Origin of the sequence: Sphingomonas sp. NPDC019816, from assembly GCF_050274375.1 — a bacterium.
Lineage (GTDB): Bacteria > Pseudomonadota > Alphaproteobacteria > Sphingomonadales > Sphingomonadaceae > Sphingomonas.
The window spans coordinates 1-15,942 of record NZ_JBNNOB010000086.1; the positions used below are offsets into that span (position 1 = coordinate 1).

At 66.3% G+C, this 15,942-nt stretch carries 14 protein-coding genes and 1 tRNA gene; 6 read left to right on the plus strand and 9 right to left on the minus strand.

The window, feature by feature from the left end; genetic code table 11:
* The first annotated feature begins 23 nt into the window (after positions 1-23).
* The 3 genes from ACQKJZ_RS12730 to ACQKJZ_RS12740 all read left to right on the plus strand — a co-directional run bounded on the left by ACQKJZ_RS12730 (position 24) and on the right by ACQKJZ_RS12740 (position 3,182).
* Positions 24-428 carry an MFS transporter gene (locus ACQKJZ_RS12730; protein ID WP_427731426.1) on the plus strand — a complete coding sequence of 135 codons (405 nt, stop codon included), beginning with the start codon at positions 24-26 and terminating at the stop codon, positions 426-428.
* Positions 425-2,047, plus strand: a complete 1,623-nt coding sequence (locus ACQKJZ_RS12735) for a glycoside hydrolase family 43 protein (protein WP_427731413.1) — start codon at positions 425-427, stop codon at positions 2,045-2,047. Before ACQKJZ_RS12730 ends, ACQKJZ_RS12735 begins: the two co-directional genes overlap by 4 nt.
* 154 nt (positions 2,048-2,201) lie before the next feature.
* Positions 2,202-3,182 (plus strand): sensor histidine kinase, encoded by a 981-nt coding sequence (locus ACQKJZ_RS12740; protein ID WP_427731414.1) that lies wholly within the window; start codon positions 2,202-2,204, stop codon positions 3,180-3,182.
* A 297-nt stretch (positions 3,183-3,479) separates the two neighbouring features.
* Here the strand turns inward: ACQKJZ_RS12740 and ACQKJZ_RS12745 are convergent, their stop codons facing one another.
* From ACQKJZ_RS12745 to ACQKJZ_RS12765, 5 genes are read right to left on the minus strand one after another with little or no spacing between them, the layout of a single operon-like run.
* Positions 3,480-4,136, minus strand: coding sequence for an alpha/beta fold hydrolase (locus ACQKJZ_RS12745; protein WP_427731415.1), 657 nt, complete (start codon positions 4,134-4,136; stop codon positions 3,480-3,482).
* A gap of 39 nt (positions 4,137-4,175) precedes the next feature.
* Positions 4,176-4,823, minus strand: coding sequence for a YjbE family putative metal transport protein (locus ACQKJZ_RS12750; RefSeq protein WP_427731416.1), 648 nt, complete (start codon positions 4,821-4,823; stop codon positions 4,176-4,178).
* A gap of 4 nt (positions 4,824-4,827) precedes the next feature.
* On the minus strand, positions 4,828-6,129 hold the full coding sequence (locus tag ACQKJZ_RS12755; RefSeq protein WP_427731417.1) for a CitMHS family transporter: 1,302 nt from the start codon (positions 6,127-6,129) through the stop codon (positions 4,828-4,830).
* 33 nt (positions 6,130-6,162) lie between these two features.
* A complete protein-coding gene (locus tag ACQKJZ_RS12760) occupies positions 6,163-7,671 on the minus strand; it encodes an OprO/OprP family phosphate-selective porin (protein WP_427731418.1) in 1,509 nt (502 codons plus the stop codon).
* On the minus strand, positions 7,671-8,747 hold the full coding sequence (locus ACQKJZ_RS12765) for an ABC transporter substrate-binding protein (RefSeq protein WP_427731419.1): 1,077 nt from the start codon (positions 8,745-8,747) through the stop codon (positions 7,671-7,673). The genes ACQKJZ_RS12760 and ACQKJZ_RS12765 overlap by 1 nt, the downstream gene beginning before the upstream one ends.
* 100 nt (positions 8,748-8,847) lie before the next feature.
* On the opposite strand from ACQKJZ_RS12765, the gene ACQKJZ_RS12770 reads away from it, so the two are divergent.
* The gene (locus ACQKJZ_RS12770; protein ID WP_427731420.1) at positions 8,848-9,513 is read left to right on the plus strand and encodes a response regulator; all 666 of its coding nucleotides are present in this window, start codon (positions 8,848-8,850) and stop codon (positions 9,511-9,513) included.
* On the plus strand, positions 9,503-10,921 hold the full coding sequence (locus ACQKJZ_RS12775; RefSeq protein WP_427731421.1) for a sensor histidine kinase: 1,419 nt from the start codon (positions 9,503-9,505) through the stop codon (positions 10,919-10,921). The genes ACQKJZ_RS12770 and ACQKJZ_RS12775 overlap by 11 nt, the downstream gene beginning before the upstream one ends.
* Before the next feature lie 415 nt (positions 10,922-11,336).
* On the opposite strand, the gene ACQKJZ_RS12780 is transcribed toward ACQKJZ_RS12775, so the two are convergent.
* The 3 genes from ACQKJZ_RS12780 to ACQKJZ_RS12790 form a co-directional block, all read right to left on the minus strand.
* Positions 11,337-11,413, minus strand: a tRNA-Pro gene (locus tag ACQKJZ_RS12780).
* A 62-nt stretch (positions 11,414-11,475) separates the two neighbouring features.
* The gene (locus ACQKJZ_RS12785) at positions 11,476-11,646 is read right to left on the minus strand and encodes a (2Fe-2S)-binding protein (protein WP_427731422.1); all 171 of its coding nucleotides are present in this window, start codon (positions 11,644-11,646) and stop codon (positions 11,476-11,478) included.
* Positions 11,647-11,728: 82 nt separating this feature from the next.
* Entirely contained in the window at positions 11,729-12,967 is a 1,239-nt protein-coding gene (locus tag ACQKJZ_RS12790) for a DUF418 domain-containing protein (protein WP_427731423.1), read from the minus strand.
* 110 nt (positions 12,968-13,077) lie between these two features.
* Between ACQKJZ_RS12790 and nhaA the strand changes: the two genes are divergently transcribed.
* Complete coding sequence (gene nhaA / locus ACQKJZ_RS12795; protein WP_427731424.1) at positions 13,078-14,454, plus strand: Na+/H+ antiporter NhaA; 1,377 nt, start codon at positions 13,078-13,080, stop codon at positions 14,452-14,454.
* Here nhaA and purL read toward each other — a convergent pair.
* Positions 14,451-15,942 (minus strand): phosphoribosylformylglycinamidine synthase subunit PurL (gene purL / locus ACQKJZ_RS12800; protein WP_427731425.1); only part of this gene is annotated, 1,492 nt, incomplete at its 5' end. The genes nhaA and purL overlap by 4 nt on opposite strands.

Sequence of the window (15,942 nt, forward strand, 5' to 3'; positions counted from 1 at the left end):
TGTCTGCTGGTTTGTTTTGTTTGTTGGGCTTGGTTGTTTTTGCTTCCTGGAGATGGTGGGGTGTGAGTTGGATCGCCACACCCCCCGGGGCCTTCACGCTGGGCGCGGTGCTGATGACCGGCATGATGTTCGTGGGCAGCGTGTCCAGCCCGGTGGCGGCCGTCGCGCTGCTGTGCCTGGGCGGCTTTGCCCATCAGACATTGTCGGTGACCGTCATCACCCTCTGTTCGGACCTGTTTCCGCAGGATCAGGTCGCGACCGCCACCGGCGTATCGGGTACCGCCGCCAATCTGGGCGTCCTGCTCTTCACCCTGACGCTCGGCTCGCTGGTCGATCAGGTCGGGTATCAGCCCTTCTTCATCCTGCTTGGCCTGCTCGATCTGGCCGGCGCCGTTCTCCTCTGGACCCTGGTGCGCAAACCCGCATGACCTCTGCCAATCCCATTCTGCGCGGGTTCAATCCCGATCCCTCGATCGTGCGCGTCGGTGACGACTATTATATCGCGACCTCCACCTTCGAATGGTATCCGGGGGTTCAGATCCATCATAGTCGCGATCTGTTGAACTGGACGCTGGTCGCCCGGCCGCTCTCGCGGGCGAGCCAGCTCGACATGCGCGGCAATCCCGATGGCTGTGGGGTATGGGCCCCCGACCTGACCTATCACGACGGCCGGTTTCACCTCATCTATACCGATGTGAAGCGCTATGGTCGCACGACCGTCGACGGTGCCAAGGGCGCATCGCTGCGCGACTTTCACAACTACTGGGTGTCGAGCGAACGCATCGATGGCGACTGGTCCGACCCGGTCCACCTCAACAGCAGCGGGTTCGACCCCGCCCTGTTCCATGACGATGACGGGCGTAGCTGGCTGCTCAACATGCTGTGGGATCACCGCCCCGGCCGGCGCCGCTTCGCGGGCATCGTCGCGCAGGAAATGGACTTGGGAAGCGGTCGCCTGCTCGGCACCCGACGCAAGATCTTCGACGGAACGGCACTCGGCTTTACCGAGGGGCCGCATCTCTACAAGCGGGACGGCTGGTATCATCTGTTGGTCGCGGAAGGGGGAACAGAGCGGGGCCATGCCGTCGTCATGGCCTGCGCGCGCAGCCTGTTCGGCCCCTATGAAACCCACCCCGATGGCCCGGTCCTGACCGCTCGTGACACGCCGGGGGCCAGGCTTCAGCGTACCGGCCATGGCGATCTGGTGGAGACACCGGAGGGTGAGACGTGGATGGCCTATCTCTGCGGGCGCCCCTTGCCGCAAAGTGATCGGTGCGTCCTGGGCCGCGAGACCGCGATCCGGCGCATGGCATGGGGCGCGGATGGTTGGCTGCGCTGCGCAGAGGAGCCGTCATATCAGCATAAGCCACCCCTCGCGGTGCATGATGACTTCGAGACGCCGGTACTGCCTTCGGCCTTCCAATGGCTTCGCACACCCCATCCTTCCCATATCTTCAGCCTGACCGAACGGGCGGGATATCTGCGGCTGTTCGGGCGGGAGACGATCGGCAGCCATTTTACCCAGGCGCTTGTCGCGCGGCGGGTGACCGACTTTTGCTATGACGCGGAAACGCTGGTCATATTCGAGCCCGAGCATTTCCAGCAGGCGGCGGGATTGGTGTGCTATTACAACAGCACCAAATATCTGTTTCTCCACGTGACCGCCGCCGATGACGGCACCCGCCAGATCCAGCTGCTGTCGGTCCTGCCGATCGGCGAGGGCCAGAGCCTTCTCGGGCCGGCGATACCCGCACCCCCCGGTGCCATCGCGATGCGCGTCCGGGCCGAGCATGAGGAACTGCGTTTCGCCTTCCGGGGCGAGGGAGAGAAGGCATGGACCTGGCTGCCCGAATGTTTCGACGCCAGCCTGTTGTCGGACGAAGCCACACTGCCGGGTTTGCCCAATTTCACGGGGACGTTCGTCGGCATGGCCTGCCAGGATATGGCCGGAACCGGTCGACCGGCTGATTTCGGCTATTTCCGCTATGCCGAGAGGGAGATGACGGGCGCCCGCGAGACGTTCGTCCCGGATGCGATGCCTGTCTAATGGGGTGCCGATGCGGGCATGACCGGCTTATTATATAACGCCGGCCATTATCGGATCGGATTGATGCTGGAGTGGGCTGGTCACCGATAATAATCTAGATTAGCGATTGCCCCGTAAGGAAGGCGGACGGGCGTGGCGATATGGGGCAGGGACGATGATCGCTGAGACTATCCTGCTCCGGCTGTTATCCGCGCCGCGACCGAGCACCGCTCGGCGATATGCCGTCAGCACGCTGATCGTCGTGCTGGCGGCCGCGATCCGCTATGCCTTGGATGGGGCGCTTGATGGCTTCCCTGTCCTGCTCTTCTATCCGGCGGTGTTCCTGTGCGGATTGCTGTACGATCGTGGCGCGGGTATTTTCGCGACGATCCTGAGCGCCATTCTCGCCGCCCATCTGTTCATCGCGCCGCGTTTCTCCCTGTGGATTGAAGCCGAGGATGCGATCGCGCTTGGTCTGTTCGTGCTGGTCGGCTTCGCCATGGCGGCAATGACGGAGGCGTTGCGGCGGACGATCGCCCGGCTGGACGAAAGCGAACGGGCGAAGGCGTTGCTGCTGCTCGAACTGGCGCACCGGACGAAGAACGACCTCGCCATCATCAGCTCGGCGATCCAGTTGCAGAGCAGGGCCGCCTCCAATCCCGACGTACGCCAGGCGCTCGATGCCGCCAACGCGCGCGTGCTCGTCGTCGCCCGTGCGCAGGAACGGTTGCGCGGCGTCGACGCGGGCGGCCGTGTGGACCTCTCCGATTATATCGCGACCTTATGCCGGGGGCTGGATGAACTACTTGGCGATGTTCGTCCGATCACGGTGCGCGTCGCGTGTGACCCGATCGAAGTCCCCGGCTCGATGGCGATTTCTATCGGGCTGATCGTCAACGAGCTGGTGACCAACAGCTTGAAATACGCCTATCCCGGCGAACGCGGCGGCGTCGTCGAAGTCGCGATAACGCGGACCGGCTCCGAGATGGTGATTACCGTCTCAGACGATGGGGTGGGGTGTCCCGAAGGTGCCCAACCTGGACTGGGATCCAAACTGGTCCGGCTCTTTGCGCAACAAATGCGGGGAAGCGTTAGCCAGGACGCCGTTGACAGAGGGTTTCGCACGCGCGTTACCCTGGGTGACGCAGGCTTCTGACGCGCCCAATGCAATGCCGCCGCCGCTGACTGCGATCGGCGGAGTGCCATTCTCGACCATTGCTTAGAGATGGTCGGGGGCGGCCTTCCCGACCTGAGTTCCATGAGCCGACCGGAAGGTGGGCTATTATCGCCCCGCTTCTGACGCGAACGACGAAGGTCGCCGCCCGTGCCCGCACGGGGCGACCGGCCGGGGTGGGGCCGCTAAACGATCCCCTATCGGACAGAGGCGATTGTCTTGGCGGACGAAGGATCATGTCAGATCGGGAGCGCCAGGCTCGCGAAGCGCATGGCTGTACTAGCCATGCAACCATTCCCTCAAAAGCATGGTGACTTCGCCAGGGCGCTCGATCGGAGCCAGATGCCCGCAGTTGCGAATTTCATGGAAGCGCGCGTTCGGAATTTGCAGGGATAGCGCGCGGGCGTCGGCGGGTAGGCAGATGCGGTCACGGTCACCCACCGCGACCAGCGCCGGAACATGGACCGCTTCGATCGCGGGGGTGATGTCGGGACGGGCAAGCAGAGCGCGTTGTTGGCGCTCGAACACGGCTGCCCCGACGCGCTCGGCCATCGCCTGCACGGGACCGCTCACGATCGGGGTGAGCAGGGGGTCGGCATGAGGTGCGGTGGCGAGCATGCCCTGTTCCGCGACCGTCCGAGGCCGCATCTGCATCGAGGCACGGGTGCCGAACAGCGCGACCCTCTCCACCCGTTCAGGGGCTTGGCGGATGACCTCCAGCGCGACATAGCCGCCCAGGCTGACGCCGGGGACCGCGAAGCGCGGCGGTGCGTGCGCCAGCACGCGCGCGGCCATGGTCTCCAGCGTGTCGTCGACGGTCAGGTCGCCCAGCATGGGATGGGTGGTATCGCTGAGGGCGACCACCTGTCTGGCCCAGAGCTGTCCGTCACAGCCCATGGCGGGCAGCAGGATCAAGGGCATTGCGTTGCGGGTCATGGCTTTTTCTCCCGATGGGGTGCGTGAGACGAGGACGCGTCAGGCGAACAGGGTGAGGAGCCCGCGCGCCGGATCGGTAAGCCCTTCCCAGATCATCTTGCCTGCGACCCACAGGATGACGAGCAGGCCGACATAGGCGAACCAGCGATAGCGCTCGATCACGCGAGCGAGCACATTGGCGGCAAGACCCATCAGGGCGACCGACAAGATCAGGCCGATGGCGAGGATGCCCGGATGGTCGCGCGCCGCGCCAGCGACGGCCAGGACATTGTCGAGGCTCATCGATACGTCGGCCACCGCGACCGCCCAGGCCGCCGACCAGAAGCGACGCGGCGCCTGCTCGGCGAGCGGCTCGTCCTCCTCCGAACCGGCGCGCAGTTCCCGCCACATCTTCCACGCCACCCAGACCAGCAACAGGCCGCCCGCCAGCACTAGACCGACGATCTGGAGCAATTGCGTGACGACCAGCGCGAAGCCGATGCGCAGGACCAAGGCGGCAATGACGCCGACCAGGATCACCTTGCGCCGCATCGCTGCGGGCAACCCGGCCGCCAGCGCGCCGACCACGATGGCGTTGTCGGCGGCAAGCAGGACGTCGATCAGGACGACCTGGACGAATGCCGCGAGGGCGGCGGGCGAGCCGATGGCGGAAAAGTCGGCGGCGATATGCTGCCAGAGCAGTGCCATCGGATCAGCCCATCAGCGGGAAGGCGAGCACCGCCATCCCGACCAGCGTCATGACCCCACAAACCACGGCGGCGGGGACCAGGGTGAAGCGCTGATGATCGGCCAGATCGATTCCGGCCAGGCTGACCAGCAGATAGGTCGATGGCACCAGCGGGCTGAGGAGGTGGACCGGCTGGCCCATCAGCGAGGCGCGGGCGATCGCCATCGGCGACACGCCATAATGGGCGCCGGCCTCGGCCAGGATCGGCAGCATGCCGAAATAGAAGGCGTCGTTGGAGATGAAGAAGGTGAAGGGCAGGCTGAGCGCGGCGGTGATCGGCGCCATGTACGGCCCCAGCGCCGGCGGGATGAAGCCGACGACTTCCTTGCTCATCGCCTCGACCATGCCGGTGCCCGACAGGATGCCGGTGAAGATACCGGCGGCGAAGATCAGCGACACGACCGACAGGACGTTGCCGGCATGGGCGGAGATGCGCTCCTTCTGCTCGCCGACCTGCGGATAGTTGACGATCATGGCGATCGCGAAGGCCAGCATCATCAGCACCGACAGCGGCAGGATGCCGGTGACCAGCCCGGCGATCAGCGCGAGGGTCAGTGCGCCGTTGAACCAGCGTAGATGCGGGCGGCGCGCCTCGGGGAACTGCGACACGGCCATGCCGGTGAAGGCGGTCGGCTCGTTGGCCTTCACATGGCCGATGCGGTGGCGCTCCTTGCGGCCGAACCAGACGGCCAGCGCGATCAGCGCGGCGAGCCCCGCGATCATGCCGGGGATCAGCGGCAGGAACAGCGTGGCGGGATCGAGCTTCAGGGCGCTGGCCGCGCGTGCGGTCGGGCCGCCCCAGGGGGTCAGGTTCATGATGCCGCTGGTCGTCATCAACAGGCAGCACAGGTACAGCCGGTTCATGTCGTAGCGCTTGTAGAGCGGCAGGAGCGCGGCGATGGTGATGATGTAGGTCGTCGACCCGTCACCATCCAGGCTGACCAGCGCGCACAGCACGACCGTACCGATCAGGATCAGCATCGGGTCGCCATGCACCACGCGCAGCAACCGGTTGACCAGCGGGTCGAACAGACCGGTGTCGGTCATGATCGAGAAGAACAGGATGGCGAACAGCAGCATGACGCCGGTGGGCGCGAGGTTCTTGATACCGTCGATCATCATGTCGCCCACGCCGCCGGCGAAACCGGCAAGAAGCGCGAAGGCGGTGGGCACGACGATCAGCGCGACGAGCGGGGTCATCCGCTTCGTCATGATGAGCGTCATGAAGGTGGCGACCATCAGGAAGCCGAGCAGGGCAAGATCCATCGAAGGATGCTCCGAGAGAGGAGAAAGGGGTGTTTAGAAGGTGACGGCGATGCGGGTACCGATCGTCTCGCCGCTGTCCGGGCCGATAAAGGCGCCCGCGCGATTGTCGGTGTCCCAATGGACCCAGTTGAACTGGAGCCGGGTGAAGCTGTTGAGGTACCAGTTGACCCCCGCCGTCGCGGCCCAGCCGCGCCCGCCGGTCGGCAGGCTGGTGTAATCGAGGTTTTCGTAGCGCGCGGTCAATTCGATCGCACCCGGTCCGCCCTCAAAGATCGGTTTCAGGACACGCGGCTGGCCGAAGCTGCCGAGACGCGGATTGTAGGGGGGCAGATCGCCCGTGACGAACCAGCCGCCCGACAGGCTCCACGCCTTGCTGAGGAAATCAGGGCGTCCGCCGGTCAGTCGCGCGCGGCGCTCGCCCGCCTCGGCCATGACCCAGACCGGGCCGACATAGCCGCCGAGTTCCGCGCCATAGCCGGTGGTGCTGCGCCCGCCCAGCAGCGCGCCGGTCGAGACGCGCAGCGCGCCGTTGAAGCGGCCGCCGATCACGGTGTTGCGGGTCAGCGTGGTCGCCGCCGAAGACAGCGCCTCGTCGAAACCCCACAGGCCGACATGCAGGACCGAGTTGTCGTTCTTGACCGGGTTCCAGTGCGCACGGCCCAGCACGGTGCGGCTGTCGCTGACCGCCTGGTTGCCGTCGATCCGGTCGCCGGTCAGCGTCAGCGAGGCATGGCCGGTCTTCCAGAACAATCGCGGCATGATGCCGACGCCGTAGAAGCCGCGCTGCGGGATGATCGCGGTGGAGACGACGGTGCGCTCCATGAACGGCGTCGAGTCCGAACCGGTCGCGCCCTCGAATCCGCGATCGTTGAACAGATGCCCGGCACGCACATCGTAATCCAGACCCGGTCGGATGCGATTGCGCCAGCCGATGAACGCGGTGACGACATCGACCTCGTTCTCCGAAAAGTCGGACTCGAACTGGTAGAAGAAATGGGTGCCGACCCCACCTTCCAGACCCAGGCGCAGCGCGCGCATACCCGTCGTCGTAATGTTGCGCCCGTCATAGGCCGAACCGAAGGTGGAACTGACATCGGTCAGGATGCGGCCGCGCGGCTTGAAGGTGTAGATGCCGTCGGCCGAGTGGAAGACCGGCAGGCCGGCACCCCATTCGGTCGTCACGCCCGCCGCATTGGCCTGCTGCGCCTGGAATACGTCGCGCTCGGCGGGCCCAGGGGGCACGAGCTGCGGTGCGAAGGGGCGGGTGACGGTGTCGCGCGAGCTCGGATCGGTCTGGGCCAGTTGCGGCGCGGGCGCCGGCGTAGGCGGGGCGGCGGCGGGGGTGGTTCCGGCTAGTGGGACCGGAGCGGCGGCGGGCGCGGCAGCCCCCTCCAGGCGATCGAGGCGGGCGCGCAAGGTCGCGATCTCGGCAGCCTGCTGGCGGACGAGCGCGGCCAGATCGTCGCTGCTAGGGGTCTGCGCGAGGGCGGGGGTGGCGGTCAGCAAGGCGACCAGCGCGGTGCCGGTTCTGATCGGGATCATCACTTGGAAACCTCTTGGGCAAGGGTGGCGCGCCAGTCGGCCAGAAAGCGGCGGCGCTTGATCGTGTCGAGATTGACGAGAAGCTGCGGTCCGACCCGGATCGGGCGCTGCTGTTCGGGCGACAGGCGCGGGGCGCGGACATCGGTGCGCACCGGCAACAGCCACTGCTTGGCGAGCAGAGTCTGTCCGGTGCGCGACAGCAGGAAGTCGAGGAACAGCCGCGCCGCAGCGGGGTGCCGGGCGTCACGGGCGATGAAGGCGACCCGCGAGGCGATAATCGTGTAGTCGCGCGGGAAGATGACGTGCAAGTTCGGGTCGCGCATCGCCCGGGTCAGGGCATAGGGGCCAACCACATTATAGGCGATGGCAACCCGCCCCGCCGATACCGCGTCCAGCATCGGCTCGGTCGTGCGCGACAGCATGGGTCGGGTCGCCGCGATCGCCTGCACCAGCGAGCGGGTGTCGCGGGTGATCGCAAAATCCTCGGTCAGATAGAGATAACCGACATTGGATCGCGCAGGGTCATAGGTCGCGACCTTGCCCATCAGTTCGGCGCGGCGGGATCGCAGGAGCCGCTCGAACGCCTCGTGCGTGCGCGGTACCTGCGCGGCGGAAATCAGGCGGCGGTTGACGACGAAGGCGACGGGCTCGGCGGTGACGCCGTAGCCCATGTTCTTCCAGATCGCCGTAGCGGGCAAAGCCGGCTTTTCGGGGCTGAGATAGCTTTGCGCATAGCCGTCGTTGATGAGCTTGGCCTGCAAATCCATCGCCGAGGACCATACCAGATCGGCTCCGGGCGTGCGGCTCCGCGTTTCGGTGACGACGCGGTCATAGATCCTGCTCGACTCCAGATCGTCATAGCGGACCGCAACGCCCGGATAGGCCCGCCGGAACGCGGCGATCAGCGGCTGCATCGCGGCGGTATCGGCATTGCCATAGACACGCACCACGCGCTCGCCCCGCGCTTCGGCGATCAGCGCGTCGTAGGAGCGGGGGTAACCGGATGGGCGCTGCGCATCGGCGCGGCCGGACGCGATGGCACCCAGCATCAGCATCGACAGAATAAGCGTTCGCATCGTTCAGGTCCTCTCGCTTCCCGCCTCTGAGTTCGGGTAAGCTCGATAACGTGGATTATGCGTGCAAGCTGTCATCCGCCTTTCACGGAGGCCTCGTGCGATGCGAATTCTGATTGTTGAGGATGATGCAGCGCTGGCGCGCGGGAACGTCGCGTTACTTCGCGCCGCAGGGCACGCCGTGGATCATGTCGCGACCGGCCAGGATGCATTGTCGGTCGCGGCGTGCGAGCCCTATGCGCTGGTCGTGCTCGATGTCGGACTGCCGGACATCGATGGCTTCACGATCCTCCAGACGCTGCGGCGGCAGGGCAACCGGGTGCCGGTGATGATGCTGACCGCGCGCGACGCGCTGGACGACCGGGTGCGCGGGCTCGATCTGGGTGCAGACGATTACCTCCGAAAGCCTTTCGCGCCGGAGGAACTGGAGGCGCGGATCCGCGCGCTGGGGCGGCGACGCGGGGGCGATCCGACGCCCGAACTCGTCCTCGGAACCCTGGTTCTGGACCGCTCACGCGGCACGGCGCGAGTGGGCGAGCGGACGCTCGACCTGCGTCGGCGCGAATGGGCGGTGCTCGACGCGCTCGCGACCCGGGCCGGACAGATCGTGCCGCGCGAGACGCTACAATCCGAGGTGTTCGGCTATGACGAACCGGTCGGCCCCAATGCGATCGAGGTGAACATCACGCGGCTGCGCGGCAAGCTGGCCCCCGATGGTCCGGCGATCCGCACGGTGCGCGGCGTGGGCTATATGCTCGATGCTCAATAAGGACGTGCGCAGCGGTGCGCTGGCGCTGCGCACCCGGCTGCTCGCGGCGATGCTGGCCCCGCTGCTGGCGATCGCGGTGCTTCTTGGTCTGGCGGGCGCGACGTTGATCGCCGATGTGGTCCGTCGCACCAACGACCGCGTGCTCGGCGGAGCGCTGGGCGCGGTGGCCGAGACCGTGCAGGTGGAGCGTGGCGAGGTGACGCTGGATCTCCCGGCCGCCGCATTCGGGATGCTGGAGAATAGCGAGCGTGACAATGTCTATTACCGGATAGCGGTGGGGCGACGTCTGCTGACCGGCTATGCCGACTTGCCCGCACCCGATATCGCGGAACTGGCACTGGACGCGCCGCGCTTCCGCTTCGCCCGCTATCGCGGCCAGGATATCCGTATCGCAGAGGTGCGCCGTGCCTTGCCCCGTATCGACGCGCCCGTGGTGGTGCAGATGGCGGAGACCCTGGACGGCCGGAGGGCGCTGCAATGGCGGTTGATGGTCGCGCTGGCGCTCGGCGAACTTTTGCTGGTGGGCGTGGCGCTATTCCTGATGCGTCCGGCGTTGGCCTGGAGCTTGCGTCCCTTGGCGGGCCTGCGTGGCGCAGTCGCGGCGCGCGACACGCGCGCGACACCGGATCTGTCACCGTTGGATACCGGACCATTACCGATCGAGCTTCGTCCGCTCGCCGATGCCTTTGACCATCTGCTCGCCCGGCTGGACAGCGCAACCGCCGGGATGCGGCGCTTTACGGCGGACGCTTCGCACCAGATGCGCACGCCGCTGGCGGTCCTCAAGGTTCAAGTGGCGCTGGCGCGGCGAGGCAGTCCGACCGCACTGAGCGAGATCGCGGATGCAGCCGACCGGCTGGAGCATCTGGTGACGCAGTTGCTGGCGCTGGCGCGTGCCGAGGAGGCGGGCCGCGCGCCACCACGCGAGCGAGTCGACCTGCGTGAGGTCGCCGTCGCCGTCATCAACCGCCGCATCGCACAGGCGGTGGAGGCGGACGTCGAGATCCATCTGGATGCGCCCGCCGACATCGTGATCGCCAGCCACCGGACGCTGTTGTTCGAGATTCTGTCGAACCTGGTCGACAATGCGATCCGCTACAATCGGCGCGGTGGCCAAGTGACGCTTGCCATCCTTTGCGAAGACGGTGAGGGTGCCCGGATCGTCGTGGCCGATGACGGCCCCGGTCTGCCCGACGCCGATCTTGCCCGGCTTGGCGAGCGCTTCACCCGCCTGTCGACTGCGCGCGACAGCGAGGGCAGCGGCCTGGGCCTCGCCATCGTCCGCTCCGCCGCATCGCGGCTCGATGCGTCGCTGGAGATTGTCAATACTCGCCCCGGCCTCCGCATAACGCTCGGCTTTGCACCGGAGAAATCTTCCGCCTCAGTATCCCGTTACTCGACGGCGTGACCACCATCCTAGAGACAATCAAGGCTCGCCACGCTGCGGTGATGGCCGCGCGCCAGCCCGACAAGCGGAAGCCGCTGCCCAAAACGATCCTGTCGCATAGTCGATGGGAGTCATGGACAGCGTCGGAATTCGGCAGCCGGTTCAACGATACCAAGCTGGCGAGCAAGGTCGACCGCAATTTCCACGACCTTCGCGGGACGGTCGCGAGCCGCTGCATGATGGCTGGGCTGACCGATCAACAGATCGCCGACATCCTTGGATGGCGATCGGAAGAGGTCGCCGTGATCCGATCGAAATATGTCGATCAGGCGCGTGTGGTGGTCGAGTTGGGCAAGCCGATCGCGGCGACAAAAATCGAAGGTGTGCAAACCGGCTGTAAACCGGTCTTCCGCGCTACTGCTAAGTGCTTGATTTGTGGTCGGGGAGACAGGATTCGAACCTGCGACATCCTGCTCCCAAAGCAGGCGCGCTACCAGACTGCGCCACTCCCCGACAGGGGGTTGCCCTTAGGGTAAGGGATCGTTTCGATGCAAGCGTAAAGTTCGCGGGGAGCCTCAGGCGGCCGCGCGTTCCTCGTCGATGATGGCGCGGGCGACCATCGCGCACTGTCCGCATTTCGGCTGGCGACCCAGTGCGCGGTACATTTGACACGGGGTCATCGATCCCGCCCGTGCGGCTTCGCGGACCTGGGATTCCCGGATGGCATTGCAGACGCAGACGACCAAGACGCTCTCCTCAGCAGCGCCGCCTCAATACCGCTAATGAGAGTGGATCGCAAGGATATTGCAACCTATTCGCACAATAAACTTACCGCCCCGATAGGCCGGTTCGCGCCGTCACACGCCATAGCCGCTCCAGCGGCCCCTGTCCGAAGCGGTCGAGCCACGGCTTGGACCAGGCCAGCATCAGCGCCCATGCGACGGGGATCAGCAGATAGATGCTGGCGCGGTGCCACTGGGCGAACTGCCCTAGGCCATGGCCATAGAAGACGAAGGTCATGACGACGCTCGTCGCGATATAGTTGGTGAAGGCCATGCGCCCGGCCGCCGCGATCCGTGTCGTCCACCATCCGCCGGGCCGCACGAGCAGCAGGACGAAAGCTGCATAGCCGATCGTGCCGATCAGACGGACAGGCGCTTGCAGGAAGAGTTGCGTCAGGGCGACCGCTCGCACGTCATAGCCGCTGGCCATGACCATCGCCGCCATCGCCGCATAGGCGGGCAGGGAAATGCCGAGCCCCAGGACAGCACAGCGTCGATATGTCGATCGCGACCACTGACCGGTCAGGAAGCCCGAGCGAAGCGCCGCCATGCCGAGCAGCATCGCACTGAGCGTTTCAGGCCCGATGCTGATCAGGTCGAGCAGGGGATTGCCGTTATTGGCGAGGCGAAAGGCGGTGGCGTCGCCCCAAGACCCGCGCATCGCGATGATTTCCGGCATGAGCACCGCCGGTCCTGGCGTGCCGAAGGCGGCTTGATAGGCGTTCCACAAGGCCACCGCCTGCGGGGTGTCGCGCGCCGCCGCCGCAAAAAGGCCGAGACAGTCGAGCGCCCCGAGCGCCATCGAGAAGCCCGTCAGGACGACCGCCAGGACCAGCAGCCTTCGCGCCGACATGTCGACGAACCCCAGCGCGATCGTGCCGACCAGCGCATAATGGGCCAGGATGTCACCCGTCCAAATGAAGCTTAGATGGATCATGCCCAGCACGAACAGCACCGCCATCCGCCGCAGGTGAAGCGTCGCGCCATTCTCGCCGGCATCCTCCGCACGCTGCAGCATCAGCAACATCGACCCGCCGAACAGCAGCGAGAACAACCCGCGCATGCGGCCGTTGACGAAAATCTCGGTCAGCGCCCAGACGGCGATATCGATCGCGCGATCACCGCCCCAGGCACGCGGATTGGAATAGGCCGGATCGGGCAAGGCGAAGCCCGGCATGTTCGCCAGCAGGATCGCCATGACCGCCACACCGCGCAAGGCATCGAGCGTCAACAGCCGCCCGCGATCGCCCGATGGAACGGGCGGGGAAGGGGAATGGTCGATCAAATGGCGGCTCCCATGGTCGCGATGGCTTACCGTTGCGGCGCGGCGATGCAACCGGGGTCGATGCAAAGCATTGCCATTGCATGGGATTATCTCCACGTCTGACGGGTCGGGTGACCGCCCGGGCGCATCACTCGCCCGCCGCTTCGGCGTTTCTGCACAAGATCGAGCCGTTCTTCGCGGGCAGCGAGGTCACGGGCGGGCCGTTGCTGATCGCGACGATCATCGCGTTGCTGTTCACCAACAGTCCGTGGTCGGGCGGGTTCGAGCGCTTCTGGGATACGCCCCTGACCATCGGGTTTGGAGCGCGTGAGGTTACGCACACGCTGGCCGAATGGATCGACCATGCCTTGCTGCCGCTCTTTTTCGTCATCGTCGGGGCGGATGTGAAGCGCGAAATGGTCCTGGGGCCACTGGCGCATTGGCGGACGGCGGCCTTTCCCCTCGCCGGGGCGATCGGCGGCATGCTGGTTCCGGTCGCCCTCTATCTGGCGGTGGCGAGCGGTACGCCGGCGGCACCGGGCTGGGGCAGCGTCATCACGACGGATACGGCGTTCGGCCTGGCGCTGATCGCGCTATTCGCCACCCGGTTGCCGGCGGGGCTGCGGGCGTTGATGCTGGCCTTCGCGGCGGTCGACGATGTCGGCGGCCTGTTGGTGATCGCCTTTGCCTATAGCGATACGATCGACCCGCGCGGCGTGGCGGCGGCGGTGGTGGGGCTGGGCGGGATCATCGGGTTACGCCGGCTCGGCTGGATTTCGACCGTCCCCTATGTGCTGCTCGCGGTGACGGTGTGGGGCGGTGTGCTGGAGTCGGGTATCCATGCGACCATCGCGGGCGTGCTGATCGGGCTGACGGTGCCGGTCGCGCCCCGATTGGACCAGGCGCGTTTCGCCGAGCGGGTGCAGCCGCGCGTGGATGCGTTCCGGCGGGCGCATGACGCGGCCGAACGGACGGATGACGCGGAGGAGGAAAGCCAACTGCGCAAACGGGCTGAGGAGCGTCTGGGCTATCTTCATGAAATGGCATCGGCGACGCGCGAGGCGAGCAGCCGCCTGATCGAGGTGCTGACGCCATGGGTCAACTATGTCGTCCTGCCGCTGTTCGCGCTGTCTAACGTCCGCATCCATTTCTCGGCCGATCTGATCGATATGATCGGCAGCCCGCTGGTGCTGGGCGTGGTGGCGGGGCTGGTGGTGGGCAAGCCGCTGGGCTTCCTTGGCTTTACTTGGCTCGCCAGCCGGCTGGGGTTGGCCCAGCGTCCTGATCATGTGACGTGGCGGATGGTGATTGGCGTCGGCGCGCTGGCCGGAATCGGCTTTACCATTTCACTGTTCATCGCCGGCCTGGCCTTTGGCGGGGGCGAGATGCGCGAGGCGGCTTCGCTGGGCGTGCTGGTCGCATCGCTGCTCGCTGCCGGGATCGGCTATGCCATATTGCGGTCCTGCGCGGAGCCCCGGCAGCGGGCCGAGGCTCCGTCGGAGGGTTAGGCGAGCGCGGCGTCGGCGCCCATCAGCGCGGGAAAGAAGCCCTCATGGGCACGGCGCAGATCGTCCAGCGCCACGACGAAATCGCCGTCTTCCCGCTCGAAGATCAGGCGGCTGCCGGCGGTACGACCGATCCGCTCGACCTCGACGCCCGCCTGATGCGCGTTCGCCAGGAAGTCGATCAGCGCGGTATCCTCGACCGTGGCGATATAGAGGCCCTGATCCTCGGCGAAGAGCTGGCGGCACGCCTCGCCGGTCGCCGGGAACTGGATCAGCGCGCCGATATTGCCGGCCAGCGCCATTTCGGCCACCGCCACCGCGACGCCGCCGTCCGACACGTCATGCACGGCGGTCAGATGGCCGGCGGTGATCGACTCGCGCACGAGATCGCCGGTGCGACGTTCGGCATCGAGATCGATCGACGGCGGCGGACCCGCGTCGCGGCCTTCGAGCCCGTGGACCTCGCGCAGCCACAGCGACTGGCCGATCTCGCCCTTGGGGGGGCCGATCAGGACGATGACGTCGCCGGTGCCCTTGAAGGCGATAGTCGCCGACTTGGACCAGTCCGCCATCAGGCCGACGCCGCCGATCGCAGGCGTGGGCAGGATCGCCGAGCCACCACCGGTCGCCTTCGATTCGTTGTAGAGCGAGACGTTGCCCGACACGATCGGGTAGTCGAGCGCACGGCACGCCTGGCTCATGCCCTCCAGACAGCCGACGATCTGGCCCATGATCTCGGGCCGCTGCGGGTTGGCGAAGTTCAGGCAATTGGTGATGGCGAGCGGCTTGGCGCCGACCGCCGTGATGTTGCGCCAGGTCTCGACCACCGCCTGCATGCCGCCCGTGACCGGATCGGCATAGCAATAGCGGGGCGTGCAGTCGGTGCTCATGGCGAGCCCCTTTTGCGTGCCATGGACCCGGACCACGGCGGCGTCGCCACCGGGGCGCTGCACCGTGTCGCCGCCAACCATATGGTCATACTGCTCCCAGATCCACCGGCGCGAGGCGATGTCGGGCGAGCCCATCAGCTTGAGCAGGTCCGCCGCCGGGTCCTGGCAACCGGGCGAGGTGATTGCGGCGGGAACTTTGGTCGGGACATGCGGACGATCATAGAGCGGCGCATCGTCGGCCAGCGGCGCGAGTGGGATGTCGCACACCACTTCACCCTTGTGGCGCAGGACCATACGCCCGGTTTCGGTGACGTGACCGATGACCGCGAAGTCCAGCTCCCACTTGCGGAAGATCGCTTCGGCGAAATCCTCGCGGCCCGGCTTCAGCACCATGAGCATCCGCTCCTGGCTTTCCGACAGCATCATTTCATACGCCGTCATGCCATCTTCGCGCTGGGGCACATCGTCCATGATGAGTTCGATGCCGACGCCGCCCTTGGACGCCATCTCCACACTCGAGGAGGTCAGGCCCGCCGCGCCCATGTCCTGGATCGCGACGATCGCGTCCGAGGCCATGAGTTCGAGGCACGCCTCGATCAGC